This is a genomic window from Enterobacter sp. BNK-34 (assembly GCF_048684445.1).
GTDB lineage: Bacteria > Pseudomonadota > Gammaproteobacteria > Enterobacterales > Enterobacteriaceae > Enterobacter > Enterobacter pseudoroggenkampii.
Window position 1 is genome coordinate 2,590,318 of record NZ_JBLQUA010000001.1, and the last position, 19,057, is coordinate 2,609,374.

Sequence of the window (19,057 nt, forward strand, 5' to 3'; positions counted from 1 at the left end):
TCATTTTTCGCTATTTTGTGGCGATTTTTAGGCGAATTCCAGGAATTATCTGCGTGAAGTGTAAAACCGTGTTTACACTTCCTGGTCGACAAGATAGATTGAAAGGATTGCTTTCATTACTAAAGATATGGCAGAGCTGGAAAGAAAATGAATTATCAGAACGACGATTTACGCATCAAAGAGATCAATGAGTTATTACCTCCTGTAGCACTCCTTGAGAAATTCCCCGCCACTGAAAATGCCGCAAACACGGTTTCTCATGCACGTAAAGCGATCCATAAGATCCTGAAAGGTAATGACGATCGTCTTCTGGTGGTGATTGGCCCGTGCTCCATTCACGATCCTGCAGCCGCGAAAGAATACGCTGCCCGCCTGCTCACCCTGCGTGAAGAGCTGAAGGACGAGCTGGAAATCGTCATGCGCGTCTATTTTGAAAAACCGCGCACCACCGTGGGCTGGAAAGGGCTGATTAACGATCCGCACATGGATAACAGCTTCCAGATCAACGACGGTCTGCGCATTGCGCGCAAGCTGCTGCTGGAGATCAACGACAGCGGCCTGCCTGCGGCCGGTGAATTCCTGGACATGATTACGCCACAATACCTGGCAGACCTGATGAGCTGGGGCGCAATTGGTGCCCGTACCACTGAATCTCAGGTGCACCGCGAGCTGGCGTCCGGTCTCTCTTGCCCGGTGGGCTTCAAAAACGGCACTGACGGTACCATCAAGGTCGCCATTGACGCTATCAATGCTGCAGGTGCACCGCACTGCTTCCTGTCGGTGACCAAATGGGGTCATTCCGCCATCGTTAACACCAGCGGTAACGGCGACTGCCATATCATTCTGCGCGGCGGCAAAGAGCCGAACTACAGCGCAAAACACGTGGCAGAAGTGAAGGTTGGGCTGGAAAAAGCCGGGCTGCCACCGCAGGTGATGATCGATTTCAGCCACGCCAACTCCAGCAAGCAGTTTAAAAAGCAGATGGAAGTGGGGGCAGACGTCTGTCAGCAGATTGCCGGCGGTGAGAAGGCGGTGATTGGGGTGATGATCGAAAGCCATCTGGTTGAAGGTAACCAGAATCTGGAAGGCAGCGAACCGCTGGTGTATGGCAAAAGCGTGACCGATGCCTGCATCGGCTGGGACGATACCGATACCATCCTGCGTCAGCTGGCGAATGCGGTAAAAGCGCGTCGCGGCTGAATTATCAGGCACAAATAAAAAAGCGCGGAAGGCTCCGCGCTTTTTTTATGTCTGGCGAAAATTACTTCGCTTTACCCTGGTTCGCGACAGCCGCTGCTTTCGCCGCGATCTCTTCCGCGTTACCCAGATAGTAATGTTTGATTGGCTTGAAGTTTTCGTCGAACTCATACACCAGCGGTACGCCAGTTGGGATGTTCAGTTCGAGGATTTCGTCTTCACTCATGTTGTCCAGGTATTTCACCAGCGCGCGCAGGGAGTTACCGTGAGCCGCGATGATCACGCGCTCGCCGCTTTTCAGGCGTGGCAGAATGGTTTCGTTCCAGTAAGGCACAACGCGGTCGATGGTCAGCGCCAGGCTCTCGGTGGTTGGCAGCTCAGCGTCGGTCAGCTTCGCGTAACGCGGGTCGTGGCCCGGGTAGCGCTCGTCATCTTTGGTCAGCTCTGGTGGGGTGATTGCGAAGCCGCGACGCCACTGTTTAACCTGCTCGTCGCCATATTTCTCAGCGGTTTCCGCTTTGTTCAGGCCCTGCAGCGCACCGTAGTGACGTTCGTTCAGTTTCCAGGACTTCTCAACCGGCAGCCAGGCCTGATCCAGTTCGTCCAGCACGTTCCACAAGGTGTGGATGGCACGTTTCAGCACAGAGGTGTAAGCAAAATCAAAGCTGAAGCCTTCTTCCTTCAGCAGTTTACCTGCTGCTTTTGCTTCGCTTACGCCTTTCTCAGACAGATCAACGTCGTACCAACCGGTAAAGCGGTTTTCGTTGTTCCACTGGCTTTCGCCGTGACGCACCAGGACCAGCTTAGTTATAGCCATCTCTTACTCCTCAAGCATTTTTAGAATGATAACAATTCTCATTATATTGCCGTGGCCGTGCCACCAGCAACGCTTAACCCTAACCATAGCGAAAATAGTCTCTGAGTGTAAGATGCTTGTGAATCCAGGGTTATGATTTTGTCTGCGATCGGCGCTATTTTCAGCAAGGCGCGCAGAAAAAAGCCCTCCGATGGGAGGGCTGGAAATCAATGCGGAATGAAATGATACTCTGTGACGCTAACGTACTCTTCACCCGGGCGCAGCACGCAGTCCGGCTGCGGCCATTCCGGATGGTTCGGGCTGTCCGGCAGGAACTCGCTCTCCAGTGCCAGGCCTTGCCAGTCGCTGTACTCTTCGTGTTCGCGCGCCGTCGTGCCGCCGAGATAGTTACCTGAGTAGAACTGCAGGGCAGGGGCAGTGGTATACACCGTCATCTGCAGCTTCTCATCCGCAGACCACACCTGCGCGGCAGGTTGTTTCACATCACCTTTGGCCTGTAGCAGGAACGCGTGGTCGTAGCCTTTCACCTTGCGCTGATCGTCATCGCTCAGGAAATCCTGGGCGATCGTTTTCGCGCTGCGGAAGTCAAAGCTGGTGCCGCTCACGTCTTTGAGGCCCTGATGCGGAATGCCCATCTCGTCAACCGGCAGCCAGGCATCCGCCAGGATCTGCAGCCTGTGGTTACGCACGTCGCACTGGTTACCGTCCAGATTAAAGTACGCGTGATTGGTCAGGTTGACCGGACACGGCTTGTCGACCGTCGCACGGTATTCAATGGCGATACGGTTGTCGTCGGTCAGCGTAAAGCGCGCGGACGCGATAAGGTTCCCCGGGAAGCCCTGATCGCCGTCAGGCGAATCCAGAGAGAACAGCACTTCCCCGTCGTTTTGACGAACAATCTTCCAGCGGCGTTTATCAAACCCGTCCGGTCCGCCGTGCAGCTGGTTCTCACCCTGGCTTGGAAGCAGGGCGTACTGCACGCCGTCGAGTTCAAAACGGCTCTTCGCGATGCGGTTAGCATAGCGCCCAACGGACGCGCCCAGATAGGCGGACTGATTGACGTACTGCTCAGGCGAGGCGCAGCCCAGCAGGGTTTCGCGTACGCTGCCGTCCGGCATCGGTACGCGGGCAGAAAGAAGGGTTGCCCCCCAGTCCATCACCGTAACGACCATCCCTGCGCGGTTGCGCAGGGTTAACAGGCGATACGGCAGACCATCCGGTGCAAGGGTAGGTGTTTCGTTTAGCACTGTCCGGCTCCTTGTGATGCTTTGCAAACATAGAAGGTTTCTTTGATACCTGTTTTTGCTTCGTACTGCTTCGCCACGGCATCCTGTACGGCAGGAACCAGCTCTTCAGGCACCAGCGCAACGACGCAGCCGCCAAAACCGCCGCCCGTCATGCGCACGCCACCTTTATCGCCGATGGTGGCTTTGACGATGTCCACCAGGGTGTCGATCTGCGGAACGGTGATTTCAAAATCATCGCGCATGGAGGCGTGAGATTCCGCCATCAGCTCACCCATACGTTTCAGGTCACCTTTCGCCAGCGCGGAGGCAGCTTCAACGGTACGGGCATTTTCCGTCAGCACGTGACGAACGCGCCTGGCAACGACCGGATCCAGCTCGTGCGCCACTTTGTTAAATTCATTGAGCGTTACGTCGCGCAGGGCGGGCTGCTGGAAGAAGCGGGCACCGGTTTCGCACTGTTGGCGGCGGGTGTTGTACTCGCTGCCCACCAGCGTGCGCTTAAAGTTGCTGTTGATGATTACCACAGCCGCGCCTTTTGGCAGGGGAACGGCTTTAGTGCCCAGCGAGCGGCAGTCGATCAGCAGCGCGTGTTCTTTTTTGCCTAGGGCGGAGATCAGCTGGTCCATAATGCCGCAGTTACAGCCCACGAACTGGTTTTCCGCTTCCTGACCATTCAGGGCGATTTGCGCTCCATCCAGCGGCAAATGATAAAGCTGCTGGAACACGGTACCCACGGCGACTTCCAGAGACGCAGAGGAGCTTAAGCCCGCGCCCTGCGGCACGTTGCCGCTGATAACTAAATCTGCGCCGCCAAAGTTTTTGTTGCGCTTCTGCAGATGCTTCACCACGCCGCGCACGTAGTTTGACCACTGCTGGCTGTCGTGCGTCACAATCGGGGCATCGAGAGAAAACGCGTCCGTCTCATTACCGTAATCCGCCGCAATCACGCGAACCTGGCGGTCGTCGCGCTTCGCACAGCTGATCACCGTCTGGTAATCGATGGCGCACGGCAGGACGAAACCGTCGTTATAGTCGGTGTGTTCACCAATCAGGTTGACGCGGCCAGGGGCCTGGATAACGTGGGTGGCAGGGTAGCCAAATTTTTCAGCAAACAGGGATTGTGTTTTATCTTTCAGACTCATTTTTTTAGACTCCTGATTCGCGATAGTGGACGTCGCTAACGGCACGCAGACGTTCTGCCGCCTGTTCCGCCGTCAGGTCACGCTGGGTTTCCGCCAGCATTTCATAGCCCACCATAAATTTACGCACCGTCGCAGAGCGCAGCAGCGGCGGATAGAAATGGGCGTGCAGCTGCCAGTGTAGATTCTCTTCGCCGTTAAACGGGGCGCCGTGCCAGCCCATGGAGTACGGGAAGGAGCACTGGAACAGGTTGTCGTAACGACTGGTCAGCTTTTTCAGCGCCAGAGCAAGGTCGTCACGCTGCGCGTCGCTGAGATCGGTGATGCGCTGTACGTGCGCTTTCGGCAGCAGCAGCGTTTCAAACGGCCAGGCAGCCCAGTAAGGCACGACGGCCAGCCAGTGTTCGGTTTCCACCACGGTGCGGCTGCCGTCGGCCAGCTCACGGCGGGTGTAATCGACCAGCATTGGGGAACCGTTTTCCGCGTAATACGCTTTTTGCAGACGGTCTTCACGCTCGGCTTCGTTAGGCAGGAAGCTGTTCGCCCAGACCTGGCCGTGCGGATGTGGGTTAGAGCAGCCCATTGCCGCACCTTTGTTTTCGAACACCTGCACCCACGGGTAAGTTTGACCCAGCTCGGCGGTTTGCGCCTGCCAGGTGCTTACCACCTCTTTCAGCGCTTCCACGCTCAGCTCCGGCAGCGTTTTGCTGTGATCGGGGGAGAAGCAGATCACGCGGCTGGTTCCGCGCGCGCTTTCGCAGCGCATCAGCGGGTCGTGGCTTTCCGGCGCGTCCGGGGTGTCGGTCATCAGGGCGGCAAAATCGTTGGTGAAGACGAAGGTGCCTTTGTAGTCCGGGTTTTTATCCCCGGTGACGCGCGTGTTGCCCGGACAGAGGAAGCAGTTTGGGTCGTGCTGTGGCAGCGTTTGTTTCGCAGGCGTTTCCTGCGCCCCCTGCCAGGGGCGCTTGGCGCGATGCGGAGAAACCAAAATCCATTGCCCGCTTAACGGGTTAAAACGACGATGCGGATGATCGACGGGATTAAATTGCGTCATGACGGATCCTTAGTCCGGATAGCCCTGCGGGTGGCGTGACTGCCAGTGCCAGGTATCCTGTGCCATTTCATCAAGCGTGCGCGTGACACGCCAGTTAAGCTCTTTGTCGGCTTTGGTGGCATCGGCCCAGTAAGCAGGCAGGTCGCCATCACGACGCGGTGCGAAGTGGTAGCTCACCGGCTTACCGCAGGCTTTGCTGAAGGCGTTAACCACGTCCAGCACGCTGCTGCCGACCCCGGCGCCGAGGTTGTAAATATGCACGCCCGGCTTGTTGGCCAGCTGCTGCATCGCCGCCACGTGGCCGTCGGCCAGATCCATGACGTGGATGTAGTCACGCACGCCGGTGCCGTCTTGGGTAGGGTAGTCATTGCCAAAAATCGCCAGCGAGTCGCGGCGACCCACGGCAACCTGCGCGATATACGGCATCAGGTTGTTCGGGATGCCCTGCGGATCTTCACCCATATCGCCGGACGGATGGGCGCCGACCGGGTTGAAGTAGCGCAGCAGCGCGATGCTCCACTCCGGCTGCGCTTTTTGCAGGTCGGTCAGGATCTGCTCCACCATCAGTTTGCTTTTGCCGTACGGACTTTGCGGTGTCCCGGTTGGGAAGCTTTCAACGTAAGGGATTTTGGGCTGATCGCCGTAGACGGTAGCCGAAGAGCTAAAGATGAAGTTTTTGACGTTGGCCGCACGCATGGCGGAGATGAGACGCAGGGTACCGTTGACGTTGTTGTCGTAATACTCGAGCGGTTTCGCAACGGATTCACCGACCGCTTTCAGACCTGCGAAGTGGATCACCGCTTCGATGGCGTGGTCGTGAAGGATCTCGGTCATCAGCGCTTCGTTGCGGATGTCGCCTTCTACAAAAGTCGGTTGTTTACCGCCAAGACGTTCAATCACAGGCAGCACGCTGCGCTTACTGTTGCACAGGTTGTCGAGGATGATGACGTCGTGACCGTTTTGCAGCAGTTGCACGCAGGTATGACTACCTATGTAACCGCTACCACCTGTTACCAGAACTCGCATATTTCGCTCCATTGGGCTTATGGTATGTAATAACCATAGCATAACAGAGACGCGAAAAGTGTGACATGGGATAAAATAGTGGAATCGTTTACACTGTTTTTAAAGTCCGATTATCAGCCGCTGTGGGGCATTGTAGATCAACGGGATAGCAATGTCTTAGTGCAGGTTATCTGAAAAACGGAGGGCGGTGCCCTCCGGGGGTTAATCGATTTTGCTTTGCAGATAACGATACTGCTCACCGTCCGGAACAAACTCCAGCCGATGGGTGATGCAGGAGGGGGCATCTTCGGCATGGTGTGAAACGAAAAGCAGCTGCGTTTCACCTTCGCTAATCAGCACGTCCACAAAGCGGCGGATAAGCTGTCGGTTCAGCGGATCAAGTCCCTGCAGCGGTTCGTCGAGGATAAGCAGCGTAGGGTGTTTTACCAGCGCGCGAACGATCAGGGCCAGACGCTGCTGCCCCCACGACAGACTATGAAACGGTGCGTCAGCGACGCGGTTGTCCATGCCCAGGATATCCAGCCACTGCTGGGCCAGCTTGTGCTGTTTGTCCGACACCGCCTGATAAATACCGATGGAATCAAAATAGCCGGAGAGGATCACGTTGCGTACCGTGGTACTGACCCGGTAATCCAGATGCAGACTGCTGCTGACATAGCCGATATGTTTTTTAATATCCCAGATGGTTTCGCCGCTGCCGCGACGCCGACCGAACAGCGTCAGATCGTTGCTATAGCCCTGCGGGTGATCGCCGGTGATCAGGCTAAGCAGCGTTGATTTTCCCGCGCCGTTAGGGCCGACAATCTGCCAGTGCTCGCCTGGATTGACCGTCCAGCTTAGACGGTTAAGGATCGGGCGATCGTCATAAGAGACCATCCCATCCCGCAGCACGATGCGCGGCTGATGGGGGTCAAGCGCATGGCGGGCCGAAGGGGCGTCAGGTTCCGGAAGAGTAATACCGTCGAGCTGTTCGCTGTGCGCGAGCTGGGCAATGAGCGCCTGCTTAAGCAGTGCGGTTTTTTCGCCGGTCTCGGTCAGGTTACAGTCGGCCAGTACGCCCGCGTGCTGGATAAAGTCCGGAATTTCATCGAAGCGGTTAAGTACCAGCACCAGGGTATATCCCTGCCGATTAAGCGACTCCAGCAGAGCAGCAAGCTGCGCACGGGACTGCACGTCAAGACCGTCGAACGGTTCGTCCAGAATAAGAAGGTCAGGCTCGCTCATCAGCGCCTGACAAAGCAGCGTTTTCCGCGTCTCGCCGGTCGAAAGGTATTTAAAGCGCCGGTTCAGCAGGGCGGTGATACCGAACCGTTCTGCCAGGCGCTGACAGCGGGCGGGGTCTTTCACCTCATCCTGAATAATTTCTGCCGTTGTACGGCCGGTATCGTCTTCGCCAGGGCTGAGTAAATCGGTGTTGTTGCGCTGCCACTCGTCGCTGACCAGCTTTTGCAGTTGTTCAAACGACAGGCGCGTCAGGCGCGTAAAGGTGCTCTGGTATTCGCCCTTGAGGAGGTTGAGCTCGCCGGCCAGCGCGCGGGCCAGCGCAGATTTACCGCTGCCGTTAGTGCCGACAAACGCCCAGCTTTCACCCGCGCGTATCGTCAAATCAGCAATCGTCAGCGTTCGGGTATCGCTAAGACGAAACGTGCCTTGCGAAATATGCAATGATGACATGATTTATCCCTGTTTTTGCAGCAATAGATATCAGGGATACGCACTGTCGGGGCGATTGTCAATGTGCTCAGCACAATGTGGCGATAATCACCCGATCTGCGTTGAACCAGGCGGTGACGACAGTACCTTCTTCTAAACCGTCCGCCTCGCTAAGCGGTATGGTCGCGCAAAGCCGTTGCCCGTCTGCCAGGGTCATCAGCACTTCGCACTGCGCCTGGCCGCGTTCGATATGGCTAATTGCGCCCTGCAGCTGATTATCTGCTGCCTTTGCGGTGTCGGGATCGCGCGTGATATTGACCCACGGTGCTTTCAGCAGCACCAGTACCTCTTTCCCTTCGTCCAGCTCAAGGCGCTCTGCACTCTGCGCCGTTATGGCGGCTTTCAGACGGGTAGTCCCATCGGCAAGCAGGATTTCAATATGCTGCTGTACCTGGAGATTATCGCGCGCCGTCACCGTGCCAAACCACTGGTTGCGGGCGCTGGTTTGTAACGAGAAGCGGGAAATGGCGGCCAGCAAACTGTCCAGCGGAACGTCGTCGTCGTCGCTCAACACATCAAACGCTTTTTGCTGGATCTGGGCCAGCAGATCGTAAAGCTGAATAAGGCGCTGGCCGTAACGCGTCACGATTGCACCGCCGCCGCCTTTGCCGCCCGTGGCTCTGTCTACCAGCGGCTGTTCGCTCAGGGTGTTCATCTCGTTGATGGCGTCCCAGGCGCTTTTATAGCTGATGCCCGCGTTTTTCGCCCCCTGGCTAATCGAGCCTGTTTGTTCTATTTGTTTAAGCAGGGCGATACGTCGCGGATCGGCGAAAAGCTTTTGCTGAAGTCGGAGTGTGAGAAGAATTTCGGCCTGCATAACAGTGTCCTGGCAAAAAGAGTATTGTGACCCAAATGGTGCAGGGCGCAAAGGGTACCGCACAAAAGGGGATGTTTTTCTCACTTGAAAGGGTAGAATAAGCTATTCACAATATCTGGAGAAAACCATGTTAGAGTTGTTGAAAAGTCTGGTATTCGCCGTGATCATGGTACCAGTAGTGATGGCCATCATCCTCGGTGCCATCTACGGCCTGGGTGAAGTGTTCAACGTCTTTTCGAACATTGGTCACAGAGACCAGGCTAAAAAGCAGCATTGATTCCCCACAAAACGCCCGGCTTGTCCGGGCGTTTTGCTCTCAAGATTTTCCCGTTTTCGCCGATAATATTTAACGTATCACACCGGTTTACCTCTTCAGCGGTACGATTTAACGCTGGGATCTCCCTGACGTTACCGTTATATTAATATGTATATAACGCTACTCACAGGAGTTAAAAATGGCACGTACCTGGGTACGCCTTTTCGCAGGGGCAACGCTGACGCTTTCAATTACCGGCCACGCGCTGGCGGACGACGGTAAAATCACGGTCTTTGCGGCGGCGTCGCTGACCAACGCGCTGCAGGATATCGCGGCGACGTATAAAAAAGAGAAAAACGTCGAGGTGGTCTCCTCTTTTGCCTCTTCCTCGACGCTGGCGCGCCAGATAGAAGCGGGCGCACCGGCGGATCTGTTCATCTCTGCCGATCAGAAGTGGATGGATTACGCGGTGGAGAAGAAAGCGATTGATGCGGCAACCCGCGAAACGCTGCTGGGGAATAGCCTGGTTGTCGTGGCGCCAAAAGCCAGCGCCCAGGCGGACATTACCATCAACAAAGAGACCAACTGGACGAGCCTGCTGAACGGTGGCCGTCTGGCGGTGGGCGATCCGGAGCACGTTCCGGCCGGTATTTATGCCAAAGAAGCGCTGCAAAAGCTGGGCGCATGGGAGACATTGTCACCGAAACTGGCTCCGGCGGAAGATGTCCGCGGCGCGCTGGCGCTGGTGGAACGCAACGAAGCCCCGCTGGGCATTGTGTATGGCTCTGATGCCGTTGCCAGTAAAGGTGTAAAAGTGGTCGCAACGTTCCCGGAAGACTCCCACAAGAAAGTGGAATATCCTGTTGCGATTGTTGATGGACATAAAAATGCGACCGTGACGGCCTTCCGCGATTACCTGAAGGGGCCGGAAGCGTCCGCAATCTTTAAACGTTACGGATTTACGACTCACTGATGATATTGACCGATCCTGAATGGCAGGCTGTTCTGCTGAGCCTTAAAGTCTCTTCCCTGGCGGTTGCGCTGAGTTTGCCCTTTGGGATCTTCTTTGCCTGGTTACTGGTTCGCTGTCAGTTTCCCGGCAAAACGCTGCTCGACAGCGTGCTTCATCTTCCGCTCGTTTTGCCGCCCGTGGTGGTCGGTTACCTGCTGCTGATTTCGATGGGGCGACGCGGTTTTATCGGCGAGAAGCTTTACGATTGGTTTGGGCTGACGTTTGCGTTTAGCTGGCGCGGTGCGGTACTGGCGGCGGCGGTGATGTCATTCCCGCTGATGGTGAGGGCGATACGCCTCGCGCTGGAAGGCGTGGACATAAAGCTCGAACAGGCGGCCCGCACGCTGGGCGCAGGGCGCTGGCGCGTCTTTTTCACCATCACGCTACCCCTGACGTTACCCGGCATTATTGTTGGCACGGTGCTGGCCTTCGCCCGCTCGCTGGGCGAGTTTGGCGCGACGATCACGTTTGTGTCGAACATCCCCGGCGAGACGCGAACCATCCCCTCGGCAATGTATACCCTGATTCAAACGCCGGGCGGTGAAGGCGCGGCGGCGCGGCTGTGTATTATTTCAATTGTGCTGGCGCTGGCATCGCTAATGGTGTCTGAATGGCTGGCGCGCCTCAGCCGCGAGCGAATGGGGAAATAAGCATGCTGGAACTCCATTTCACCCAGACGCTGGGAAACCATACCCTGACGCTTAACGAGACGCTGCCGGCAAGCGGCATCACCGCCATCTTTGGCGTGTCGGGGGCGGGAAAAACGTCGCTGATTAATGCCATCAGCGGTCTGACCCGCCCGCAGTCAGGCCGTATTGTCCTGAATGACCGCGTCCTGAATGATGTGGAAAATAAGGTTTATCTCTCGCCGGATAAGCGCCGCATCGGCTATGTTTTCCAGGACGCGCGCCTATTCCCGCACTACAGCGTGCGCGGCAACCTGCGTTACGGCATGGCGAAAAGCATGGCCGGGCAGTTTGATAAGCTGGTGACGCTGTTAGGCATTGAACCTCTGCTCGACAGGCTGCCTTCCTCGCTTTCCGGCGGAGAAAAACAGCGCGTGGCGATTGGCCGCGCGTTGCTGACCGCACCCGAACTACTGCTGCTCGACGAACCGCTGGCCTCGCTGGATATTCCGCGTAAACGCGAACTTCTGCCTTATCTACAGCGCCTGACGCGCGAGATTAATATTCCGATGCTCTACGTCAGCCATTCGCTGGATGAGATCCTCCACCTGGCCGACAAGGTGCTGGTGCTGGAAGAGGGCCGCGTCAAGGCCTTCGGCAACCTGGAAGAGGTGTGGGGCAGCAGCGTAATGCACCCGTGGTTACCCCGGGAGCAGCAGAGCAGCATCCTGAAAGTGAGCGTGCTGGAACACCACCCGCACTATGCGATGACCGCCCTGGCGCTGGGTGACCAGCATCTTTGGGTCAATAAGATTGATAAACCGTTACAGTCCGTACTGCGAATTCGCATTCAGGCGTCGGACGTCTCGCTGGTGCTGCAACCGCCGCTGCAAACCAGTATTCGAAATATTCTGCGCGCCAAAGTCGCGGAGTGTTTTGATGATAACGGGCAGGTGGAAGTGAAGCTTGAAGTGGGAAGCAGAACGCTCTGGGCGCGCATCAGCCCGTGGGCCAGGGATGAGTTAGGGATCAAACCCGGCCTGTGGCTTTACGCGCAAATCAAGAGCGTCTCGATCACCGCCTGATTACAGCAGGTGGGTATAAATGTACTGCGCGATGCTGTCGGTGGTGTTGTCGCCGATCACCACGTTAGCACGCGCTTTGACCGCGTCGTCGGCATTGCCCATCGCCACGCCGGTACCGGCGGCTTCCAGCATGCTGATGTCGTTGTAGTTGTCACCGAAGGCGATCACGTCCTGCATTGACCCGCCCTGCGATTCCACGTACTGCGTCAGCCGTTTGCCTTTGCTGTTGCCTTTGCGGGCAATATCCACCTGATCGTGCCAGGACCATTCGCACTCCAGACCCAGCGTCTGTTCCACGTGTTTTGCAAAGGTATTCAGTTTGGTCGTGTCTTCATCCGTCAGGGCGAATTTCCAGATAGCCTCAACGTCCTGGGCCGCCTGACGCAGTGAAGATACCTGAGTAAAGACCGGACGCTGCGCTTCAGGCAGGGACAACGCCCAGTTGCTGGTGCGCACCACATGGCCGGTTGGGCGCTCGTACACCATCGCGTTATCCACGTACATCAGGCCGTGAACGGCATGCTCATCCAGCAGATCAATCAATTGCAGCGCCTGGGGAACCGGCAGCGGGTCGGAGGCTAAAACCTTTTTTGCCTGATAATCATACAAATAGGTGCCATTACAACAAATTGCAGGTGTATCTAACGCCAGTGCCTGATAAAAAGGGTGAATGGCAACGTGATGTCGACCCGTTACGATAAGGAGTTGATATCCCGCTTCCTGCGCGCGTTTAAGCGCTTCCAGAGAAGAGGGGAGAAGGGTTTTTTGCGGCGTCAGTAAGGTACCGTCTAAATCCAGAGCAATCACACGCGAGGTCATCTGTTTTCCCGGGTTAATATTGAATTTACGTTTTGATGGGATGGTACACCGAGAGGCGAATGCTTCAAAACCCCTGTCGACAATTCAGCATTCACCGTCAAAAGTTAACTACTTTCATGCGCAGTGAGGAGTGAATATTCATGAAACAAACCGTTTATACCGCCAGTCCTGAAAGCCAGCAGATCCACGTCTGGCGTTTAAATACCGAAGGGACACTCACGCTGGTGCAGGTTGTTGATGTGCCAGGCCAGGTGCAACCGATGGTCATCAGCCCGGATAAACGTTTCTTGTACGTGGGTGTGCGCCCGGAGTTCCGCGTGCTGGCCTATCGCATTTCTCCGGACGATGGCGCGCTGACGTACACTGCCGAAGCCCCGCTGCCGGGCAGCCCAACCCATATCTCTACCGATCGTAAAGGCAATTTTGTCTTCAGCGGCTCTTATAACGCGGGCTGCGTCAGCGTAACGCGTCTGGAAAATGGTATTCCGGTCGAAACCGTGGATGTGGTGGAAGGGCTGGAAGGCTGCCACTCGGCGAATATCACGCCGGATAACCGCACGCTGTGGGTGCCTGCGCTGAAGCAGGATCGTATCTGCCTGTTCACCCTGAGCGACGATGGTCACCTGGTGGCGCAGAATCCAGCCGAAGTGACTACCGTTGAAGGCGCGGGTCCGCGCCATATGGTCTTCCATCCGAACCAGCAATACGCCTACGTGGTTAATGAACTGAACAGCTCAGTGGACGTCTGGGAGCTGAAAGATCCTAACGGCCAGATTGAGTGCGTGCAGACGCTGGACATGATGCCGCCTGACTTCTCCGACACCCGCTGGGCGGCGGATATCCACATTACGCCAGATGGCCGCCATCTGTACGCCTGTGACCGTACCTCCAGCCTGATTACCGTGTTTAGCGTTTCTGAAGACGGCAGCGTGCTGGCGGTCGAAGGCTTCCAGCCAACGGAAACCCAGCCGCGCGGCTTTAATATCGATCACAGCGGCAAATACCTGATTGCGGCGGGGCAGAAATCCCACCACATCGCGCTGTATGAAATTAAAGGCGAGCAGGGTCTGCTGGAAGAGAAAGGACGTTACGCCGTCGGACAGGGGCCAATGTGGGTCGTGGTAAACGCTCACTAAGCGGCTAAAAACAAAAAAACCTCGCGAACGCGAGGTTTTTTTATGCCCGGTGGTTGCCGGGTGAGCACATCAAAACGTAACCAACATGGTTATCATAATGTCGACTCAAGGCGAAGTAAACTCATCGTCAACGAAGGACAAAGAACACAGAATGATTATCGGTTGTTATTTTTAAAATAATCAGTTGTTTAGAGACATTTTCTTTATAAATTCCTAAACTGACCTTATCTGTTTTTATGTACAGTAGTGATTTGATATCATTCTGTCCGTTGGCTTGATGTGTTGCAGTTCCGCAATTCAGGATCCGTATTCAGTCCTGGCTGTCGGGTGGTGCCGACAGTGCCTAAACTGCGGAGCACATCAAAACATAACCAACACACCTCTGGTGACAGGCAGCGGAAAGGTAAATCAGGGGAGAAGTGCTCTATACCAAAGGAGTGGCGTATGAGCGGTGTGGAATGGGCAATTCTGTTCCTGCAACTCATGGTTGCGATTATGCAACTATTGGATGCGTATCTTAAGCTTGGAGCCTGACGCATTCAGTCGCAGTAAAAAGGGGGATTAAACTCCCCCTTTTACTCTCATCTTATTACTGCTTCGGCTCAGCAACCACTTTGCTACCCAAACCGCGGTTGTTGTATTCCCACATGCGGTTGAAGTTAGCGTCGTTCAGGTTGCGCTGCACGTTCCCTTTATCATCCATCGCACCGGTATTGCCGGAGAACGGACGTTTGGAGATTGCTGCATCAGCCCACGGCTTCGCCATGTTGAAGCCTTCGTTAATCACGCTGTCGCGGATCACGACCTGGCCGTTAGTGGCAGAGTCCACGTCCAGGGAACGTCCCAGCTGCGCCACGCCGTCACCGGCAGCATTAAAGCGGCTGTTCACGGCCAGGAAGCCGTAGAAGAGGTTAGACTGGGTTGCCGGAGCAAACACGTAACCTTCCTGCTGAGTACGTGAGTTCACCACGCGGAAATCGGTGTTATCAAACACCACCGCGCCGCGACCGGACACCAGATCCACGTCACCTTCAACGTAGCTGTTGGTCACCAGGGTACGGGTCAGGCGGTTATTCTGCAGGGCGTTCTGCACGCCGCTGTTGGTCACGAAGAAGGTGTTCTGACGTCCCAGAATGTTGACGTTGTTAATCTGCACCTGGTCACCATCGCTACGCAGCGCAACGGCCTGGTGGTTACCGGCATCAACGCTGTCGCCCAGGGTATTCTGGATGGTCAGGTTCTGCAGCTGCAGACCGTTATTCTGAGACCAGAACACCGCTGAACACATCACGCCAATGGTGGCGGAACGCTTGCTCTGGCAGTTATCAAACATGTACCACGCCGGTTTACCCGGCATATATTTACCGGCCGGGTTCACCAGGTGACGCCAGGTGTTGCTGTCGATTTCGGAATCAATCGCCAGGCCAATTTTTACGTCGATCGCTTTTTCGCCCAGACCGTAAAGCGTAATGCTGCCTGGTGCGGCCGGAATATACACGGTGCCTTCATATTCACCTGGCAGGATCGCGATGTACTGGCGAGACGCGCTGTGTTTAGTGATGGCAGCATCAACCGCAGCCTGAATAGAGGTATGCGTTACGCCCTGCGCACCCGCCGGACCAACCACGAAGTCAGGCTGTTTAGGCAGGTTAATAGACGACGGTGTCCACGGTGCAGCGTTAGGATCCATCGCTGAGAAGTAGTGCGCACGGTCGAAGTTCTTCGCTTCATCAGCGGACAAAATCGGGCGGGAGGCGGTACCGGGCGCAACCTGCTCAGAAGGTCGCTGATCCGGTGGAGTTGAACTGCATGCGGATAAGGTCACGCCAAAGGCGAGTGCTAACGCCAGACGGGAAATCCTGGAAATGTTCAAGGTGAAGCTCCTGGGTATGCAAGTCTTTACGGGATAGACGAAATAGCCTGCTTTTTTATACTAAGTTGAGCGAAACGGGAAGATAAAAAGGGTAAAAGTTGCATTTTTAGCCCCGGAGCCGCAGGTAAGTGATCACAAATAAATAACATTTTCCACAAAGTCGGTTGACAGCAGGCAACAGATGAAAATAAATGTCTATACAACCTATGACAAGTGGAATGCCCATGCAGCAGATTCATCCCGACGATGTAATATGGCGAAATGCGCGACTGGCTACGATGGTGCCGGACGTCTCTGCGCCCTATGGACTGAAAGAGCAACATGCCCTGGTCGTGCGCGGCCACACCCTTCTGGCCGTGATCCCTGAATCTGACATTCCTGCCGGACACCCTCACTGTGTCGATCTCCAGGGGCGTCTGGTCACGCCTGGCCTGATTGACTGCCATACCCACCTGGTGTTTGGCGGCGATCGCGCGGCGGAGTGGGAGCAGCGTCTGAACGGCGTCTCTTATCAAACCATCAGCGCCCAGGGGGGCGGGATTAACGCGACCGTGACGGCGACGCGCAGCAGCTCACCCGAAACCCTGCTTAAGCTGGCGCAGCAGCGGCTTCAGCGACTGATGAATGAAGGCGTCACTACGGTTGAAATCAAGTCGGGATACGGTCTAAACCCCGAGGCCGAAGAGAAGATGCTGCAGGTTGCCCGCCAGCTGAGCCTCAATAATCCGATCGATATCAGCCCTACGCTGCTGGCGGCCCATGCGGTTCCGCCGGAATACCGACAGGATCCAGATGCGTATCTCACGCTGGTCTGTGAGCAGATATTGCCCACGCTGTGGCAAAAAGAGTTATATGAAGCAGTAGACGTGTTCTGCGAAAACGTCGGCTTTACCCCGTCGCAAACCGAGCGCCTCTTTCAGGCTGCAACCGCGCTCGGCATCCCGGTGAAAGGACATGTCGAACAGCTGTCGAATCAGGGCGGTGCGGCGCTGGTCAGCCGGTATAAGGGACGCTCCGCCGATCATATCGAATATCTTGACGACGCAGGCGTTCAGGCGATGGCGGAAAGCGGCACGGTTGCGGTCCTGTTGCCGGGGGCGTTCTATTTTCTGCAGGAGCGCCAGCGTCCGCCGGTTGAACAGCTCAGAAAACAGGGTGTGCCGATGGCGGTCGCCACCGACTACAACCCCGGCACCAGCCCGTTTGCCAGCCTGCACCTGGCGATGAACATGGCCTGCGTCCAGTTCGGCCTGACGCCGGAAGAGGCCTGGGCTGGCGTGACGCGACACGCGGCGCAGGCGCTGGGGCGTGGTGCAACCCACGGACAGCTGCGGGCCGGGTTTGTCGCCGATTTTATCGTCTGGGATGCTCACCATCCGGTTGAGATGGTCTACGAGCCGGGACGCAATCCGCTGTATCAACGTATTTTCCGTGGGGAGGCAGTATGAGGTTATGGCGGCCCGTAGCCGAAACGGTCTGGCAGGGGCGCGACGACAGCGCCGAGGCCAGCAATGCGACGCGCATTTTCCAGACGATACGGCAGCAGGGGCAGTTCACGCCGCTTTCATCCGGCATTGCGCTGATAGGCTTTGAATGTGATGCAGGGGTAAAACGCAATCAGGGCAGGCCCGGCGCCGTGCAGGCGCCTGATATGCTGCGAAAGGCGCTGGCGAATATGGCAAGCCATCAGGGACACGATCGGCTGGCGGATATGGGCTCGGTTTACGTTGAAGGCGACGAGCTGGAAGCGGCACAGCAGGCGTTAAGCGATGCCGTTACGGCCTGTCAGCAGTCCGGGATGCGTACGCTGGTTTTTGGCGGCGGGCACGAAACCGCCTGGGCGCACGGTCGCGGCGTTCTTGACGCGTTCCCCAACGAGCGCGTGGTGGTGATCAATCTTGATGCGCATCTTGACCTGCGCAAGGCCGACCATGCCACGTCCGGCACCCCGTTTCGTCAGCTGGCGCATTACTGCGATGAGCGCGGGCGGGCATTTCAGTACGCCTGCTTTGGCGTGAGCCGGGCGGCGAACACGCAGGCGCTGTGGGATGAGGCTGACCGCCTGAACGTCACGCTGGTGGAAGATCTCCATTTCAGGCGCGATGCGCTATCTTCGCTGGAAAAAGTGCTGGCGCAGGCTGACCGTATCTATCTGACGATCGATCTGGACGTCCTGCCCGCCAGCGAAATGCCTGCCGTTTCCGCTCCGGCTGCGTTAGGCATACCGGCACTGGATCTTCTGCCGGTTATCGAACAAATCTGCCGTAGCGGTAAGCTACAGGCCGCCGATCTGGTAGAGTTTAACCCGCTGTACGATCGGGACGGACAGGGCGCAAAGCTTGCCGCCCGTCTGGCCTGGCAAATTGCTCACTGGTGGGCATAAAACTATTCAAGGAGTTACGATGTTTTCACGCTCACCTCTGCCGCAGTCGAGCCCTCCCGCGCCTTTCTACGAAAAGGTGAAGCAGGCGATCAGCGAAAAAATCGCCACCGGCGTCTGGCGGCCGCACGATCGCATTCCCTCGGAGGCCGAGCTGGTGGCGCAGTTCGGTTTTAGCCGGATGACCGTCAATCGGGCGCTGCGCGAACTGACCGATGAAGGGCTTCTGGTGCGCCTGCAGGGCGTGGGGACATTTGTGGCGGAACCGAAAGGGCAATCCGCTCTGTTTGAAATCCGCAGTATTGCCGATGAGATAACCTCGCGTAATCACCAGCACCGCTGTGAGGTACTGGTGCTCGAAGAGACCCAGGCCAGCGCCGAGCAGGCGGTAGAGCTGAATGTCAAAGAAGGCAGCCGGATCTTCCACTCGGTTATGGTGCATTTTGAGAACGACATTCCGGTGCAGATTGAAGATCGCTGCGTGAACGCTGAACGGATACCGGACTATCTGAACCAGGATTACACCCAGACCACCCCGCACGCCTATCTCTCGCTCGTCGCACCGTTGACGGAAGGGGAGCACATTGTGGAGGCCGTGCGCGCCACGCCGCAGGAGTGCGAGCGGCTGCGCATTAAAGAGCACGATCCGTGCCTGCTGATTCGCCGTCGGACCTGGTCCTCGTCGCACATTGTGTCGCATGCCCGACTGCTTTTCCCGGGGAACCGTTACCGGCTGCAGGGCCACTTTATGTCATAAGTTTTAAAAGCGTGATAGCTAACGCAATATAACAAAATTGTATCTTTTTTGTTAAAACTGACCTTGTGTGTGCTTGTCTATACAAGTATATCTAAATGCATCA

Annotated in this window: 19 protein-coding genes; 10 read left to right on the top strand and 9 right to left on the bottom strand. The window is 56.4% G+C overall.

The genetic code is table 11. The features are described from left to right. The first annotated feature begins 147 nt into the window (after window positions 1-147). Window positions 148-1,200, top strand: coding sequence for a 3-deoxy-7-phosphoheptulonate synthase AroG (gene aroG, locus ACMGG5_RS12665; protein WP_024908788.1), 1,053 nt, complete (start codon window positions 148-150; stop codon window positions 1,198-1,200). Between the two features lie 61 nt (window positions 1,201-1,261). Here aroG and gpmA read toward each other — a convergent pair whose 3' ends face one another. The 7 genes from gpmA to modE all read right to left on the bottom strand — a co-directional run bounded on the left by gpmA (window position 1,262) and on the right by modE (window position 9,010). Continuing rightward, the gene (gene gpmA, locus ACMGG5_RS12670) at window positions 1,262-2,014 is read right to left on the bottom strand and encodes a 2,3-diphosphoglycerate-dependent phosphoglycerate mutase (RefSeq protein ID WP_126785938.1); all 753 of its coding nucleotides are present in this window, start codon (window positions 2,012-2,014) and stop codon (window positions 1,262-1,264) included. 206 nt (window positions 2,015-2,220) lie between these two features. Further along, window positions 2,221-3,261 (bottom strand): galactose-1-epimerase, encoded by a 1,041-nt coding sequence (gene galM, locus ACMGG5_RS12675; RefSeq protein WP_024908787.1) that lies wholly within the window; start codon window positions 3,259-3,261, stop codon window positions 2,221-2,223. Then, window positions 3,255-4,403 carry a galactokinase gene (galK, locus tag ACMGG5_RS12680; protein ID WP_032649494.1) on the bottom strand — a complete coding sequence of 383 codons (1,149 nt, stop codon included), beginning with the start codon at window positions 4,401-4,403 and terminating at the stop codon, window positions 3,255-3,257. The genes galM and galK overlap by 7 nt, the downstream gene beginning before the upstream one ends. A gap of 4 nt (window positions 4,404-4,407) precedes the next feature. Continuing rightward, window positions 4,408-5,454 (bottom strand): galactose-1-phosphate uridylyltransferase, encoded by a 1,047-nt coding sequence (galT, locus tag ACMGG5_RS12685; RefSeq protein ID WP_420277932.1) that lies wholly within the window; start codon window positions 5,452-5,454, stop codon window positions 4,408-4,410. Between the two features lie 9 nt (window positions 5,455-5,463). After that, window positions 5,464-6,480: a UDP-glucose 4-epimerase GalE gene (gene galE / locus ACMGG5_RS12690; RefSeq protein WP_048992115.1), complete on the bottom strand. Its 1,017-nt coding sequence runs from the start codon at window positions 6,478-6,480 to the stop codon at window positions 5,464-5,466. 201 nt (window positions 6,481-6,681) lie between these two features. Continuing rightward, the gene (gene modF / locus ACMGG5_RS12695; protein WP_420277933.1) at window positions 6,682-8,154 is read right to left on the bottom strand and encodes a molybdate ABC transporter ATP-binding protein ModF; all 1,473 of its coding nucleotides are present in this window, start codon (window positions 8,152-8,154) and stop codon (window positions 6,682-6,684) included. 67 nt (window positions 8,155-8,221) lie between these two features. Then, on the bottom strand, window positions 8,222-9,010 hold the full coding sequence (gene modE, locus ACMGG5_RS12700) for a molybdenum-dependent transcriptional regulator (RefSeq protein WP_420277934.1): 789 nt from the start codon (window positions 9,008-9,010) through the stop codon (window positions 8,222-8,224). 127 nt (window positions 9,011-9,137) lie between these two features. Between modE and ACMGG5_RS12705 the strand changes: the two genes are divergently transcribed. The 4 genes from ACMGG5_RS12705 to modC all read left to right on the top strand — a co-directional run bounded on the left by ACMGG5_RS12705 (window position 9,138) and on the right by modC (window position 11,989). Further along, window positions 9,138-9,287, top strand: coding sequence for an AcrZ family multidrug efflux pump-associated protein (locus ACMGG5_RS12705; RefSeq protein ID WP_008501118.1), 150 nt, complete (start codon window positions 9,138-9,140; stop codon window positions 9,285-9,287). 178 nt (window positions 9,288-9,465) lie between these two features. Further along, entirely contained in the window at window positions 9,466-10,239 is a 774-nt protein-coding gene (gene modA, locus ACMGG5_RS12710; RefSeq protein WP_370883986.1) for a molybdate ABC transporter substrate-binding protein, read from the top strand. Then, window positions 10,239-10,928, top strand: coding sequence for a molybdate ABC transporter permease subunit (modB, locus tag ACMGG5_RS12715; RefSeq protein WP_032649484.1), 690 nt, complete (start codon window positions 10,239-10,241; stop codon window positions 10,926-10,928). The genes modA and modB overlap by 1 nt, the downstream gene beginning before the upstream one ends. Window positions 10,929-10,930: 2 nt before the next feature. Beyond that, on the top strand, window positions 10,931-11,989 hold the full coding sequence (modC, locus tag ACMGG5_RS12720; protein WP_407859597.1) for a molybdenum ABC transporter ATP-binding protein ModC: 1,059 nt from the start codon (window positions 10,931-10,933) through the stop codon (window positions 11,987-11,989). Here modC and ACMGG5_RS12725 read toward each other — a convergent pair whose 3' ends face one another. Beyond that, the gene (locus ACMGG5_RS12725; protein ID WP_256067637.1) at window positions 11,990-12,808 is read right to left on the bottom strand and encodes a pyridoxal phosphatase; all 819 of its coding nucleotides are present in this window, start codon (window positions 12,806-12,808) and stop codon (window positions 11,990-11,992) included. Window positions 12,809-12,948: 140 nt separating this feature from the next. Between ACMGG5_RS12725 and pgl the strand changes: the two genes are divergently transcribed. Continuing rightward, the gene (pgl, locus tag ACMGG5_RS12730) at window positions 12,949-13,944 is read left to right on the top strand and encodes a 6-phosphogluconolactonase (protein WP_048992106.1); all 996 of its coding nucleotides are present in this window, start codon (window positions 12,949-12,951) and stop codon (window positions 13,942-13,944) included. Between the two features lie 444 nt (window positions 13,945-14,388). Then, a complete protein-coding gene (gene tisB, locus ACMGG5_RS12735; RefSeq protein ID WP_420277935.1) occupies window positions 14,389-14,478 on the top strand; it encodes a type I toxin-antitoxin system toxin TisB in 90 nt (29 codons plus the stop codon). Window positions 14,479-14,533: 55 nt separating this feature from the next. Here the strand turns inward: tisB and ACMGG5_RS12740 are convergent, their stop codons facing one another. Continuing rightward, window positions 14,534-15,817, bottom strand: coding sequence for a putative acyl-CoA thioester hydrolase (locus tag ACMGG5_RS12740; protein ID WP_420277936.1), 1,284 nt, complete (start codon window positions 15,815-15,817; stop codon window positions 14,534-14,536). 224 nt (window positions 15,818-16,041) lie between these two features. Here ACMGG5_RS12740 and hutI point away from each other — a divergent pair, with 224 nt between their 5' ends. The 3 genes from hutI to ACMGG5_RS12755 are packed head-to-tail and all read left to right on the top strand — an operon-like array spanning window position 16,042 to window position 18,954. Continuing rightward, entirely contained in the window at window positions 16,042-17,265 is a 1,224-nt protein-coding gene (hutI, locus tag ACMGG5_RS12745; protein ID WP_024908775.1) for an imidazolonepropionase, read from the top strand. After that, complete coding sequence (gene hutG / locus ACMGG5_RS12750; protein WP_420277937.1) at window positions 17,262-18,200, top strand: formimidoylglutamase; 939 nt, start codon at window positions 17,262-17,264, stop codon at window positions 18,198-18,200. Before hutI ends, hutG begins: the two co-directional genes overlap by 4 nt. Before the next feature lie 19 nt (window positions 18,201-18,219). Beyond that, the gene (locus ACMGG5_RS12755; RefSeq protein ID WP_024908773.1) at window positions 18,220-18,954 is read left to right on the top strand and encodes a histidine utilization repressor; all 735 of its coding nucleotides are present in this window, start codon (window positions 18,220-18,222) and stop codon (window positions 18,952-18,954) included. Window positions 18,955-19,057 lie beyond the last annotated feature (103 nt).

Coding starts and splice junctions, on each gene's coding strand:
- modF (WP_420277933.1), bottom strand. CDS start 8,154: ATGTCATCATTGCATATTTCGCAAGGCACGTTTCGTCTTAGCGATACC.
- ACMGG5_RS12755 (WP_024908773.1), top strand. CDS start 18,220: ATGTTTTCACGCTCACCTCTGCCGCAGTCGAGCCCTCCCGCGCCTTTC.
- modE (WP_420277934.1), bottom strand. CDS start 9,010: ATGCAGGCCGAAATTCTTCTCACACTCCGACTTCAGCAAAAGCTTTTC.
- hutG (WP_420277937.1), top strand. CDS start 17,262: ATGAGGTTATGGCGGCCCGTAGCCGAAACGGTCTGGCAGGGGCGCGAC.
- gpmA (WP_126785938.1), bottom strand. CDS start 2,014: ATGGCTATAACTAAGCTGGTCCTGGTGCGTCACGGCGAAAGCCAGTGG.
- galT (WP_420277932.1), bottom strand. CDS start 5,454: ATGACGCAATTTAATCCCGTCGATCATCCGCATCGTCGTTTTAACCCG.
- galK (WP_032649494.1), bottom strand. CDS start 4,403: ATGAGTCTGAAAGATAAAACACAATCCCTGTTTGCTGAAAAATTTGGC.
- modC (WP_407859597.1), top strand. CDS start 10,931: ATGCTGGAACTCCATTTCACCCAGACGCTGGGAAACCATACCCTGACG.
- hutI (WP_024908775.1), top strand. CDS start 16,042: ATGCAGCAGATTCATCCCGACGATGTAATATGGCGAAATGCGCGACTG.
- ACMGG5_RS12725 (WP_256067637.1), bottom strand. CDS start 12,808: ATGACCTCGCGTGTGATTGCTCTGGATTTAGACGGTACCTTACTGACG.
- ACMGG5_RS12705 (WP_008501118.1), top strand. CDS start 9,138: ATGTTAGAGTTGTTGAAAAGTCTGGTATTCGCCGTGATCATGGTACCA.
- pgl (WP_048992106.1), top strand. CDS start 12,949: ATGAAACAAACCGTTTATACCGCCAGTCCTGAAAGCCAGCAGATCCAC.
- aroG (WP_024908788.1), top strand. CDS start 148: ATGAATTATCAGAACGACGATTTACGCATCAAAGAGATCAATGAGTTA.
- modB (WP_032649484.1), top strand. CDS start 10,239: ATGATATTGACCGATCCTGAATGGCAGGCTGTTCTGCTGAGCCTTAAA.
- galE (WP_048992115.1), bottom strand. CDS start 6,480: ATGCGAGTTCTGGTAACAGGTGGTAGCGGTTACATAGGTAGTCATACC.
- modA (WP_370883986.1), top strand. CDS start 9,466: ATGGCACGTACCTGGGTACGCCTTTTCGCAGGGGCAACGCTGACGCTT.
- tisB (WP_420277935.1), top strand. CDS start 14,389: ATGAGCGGTGTGGAATGGGCAATTCTGTTCCTGCAACTCATGGTTGCG.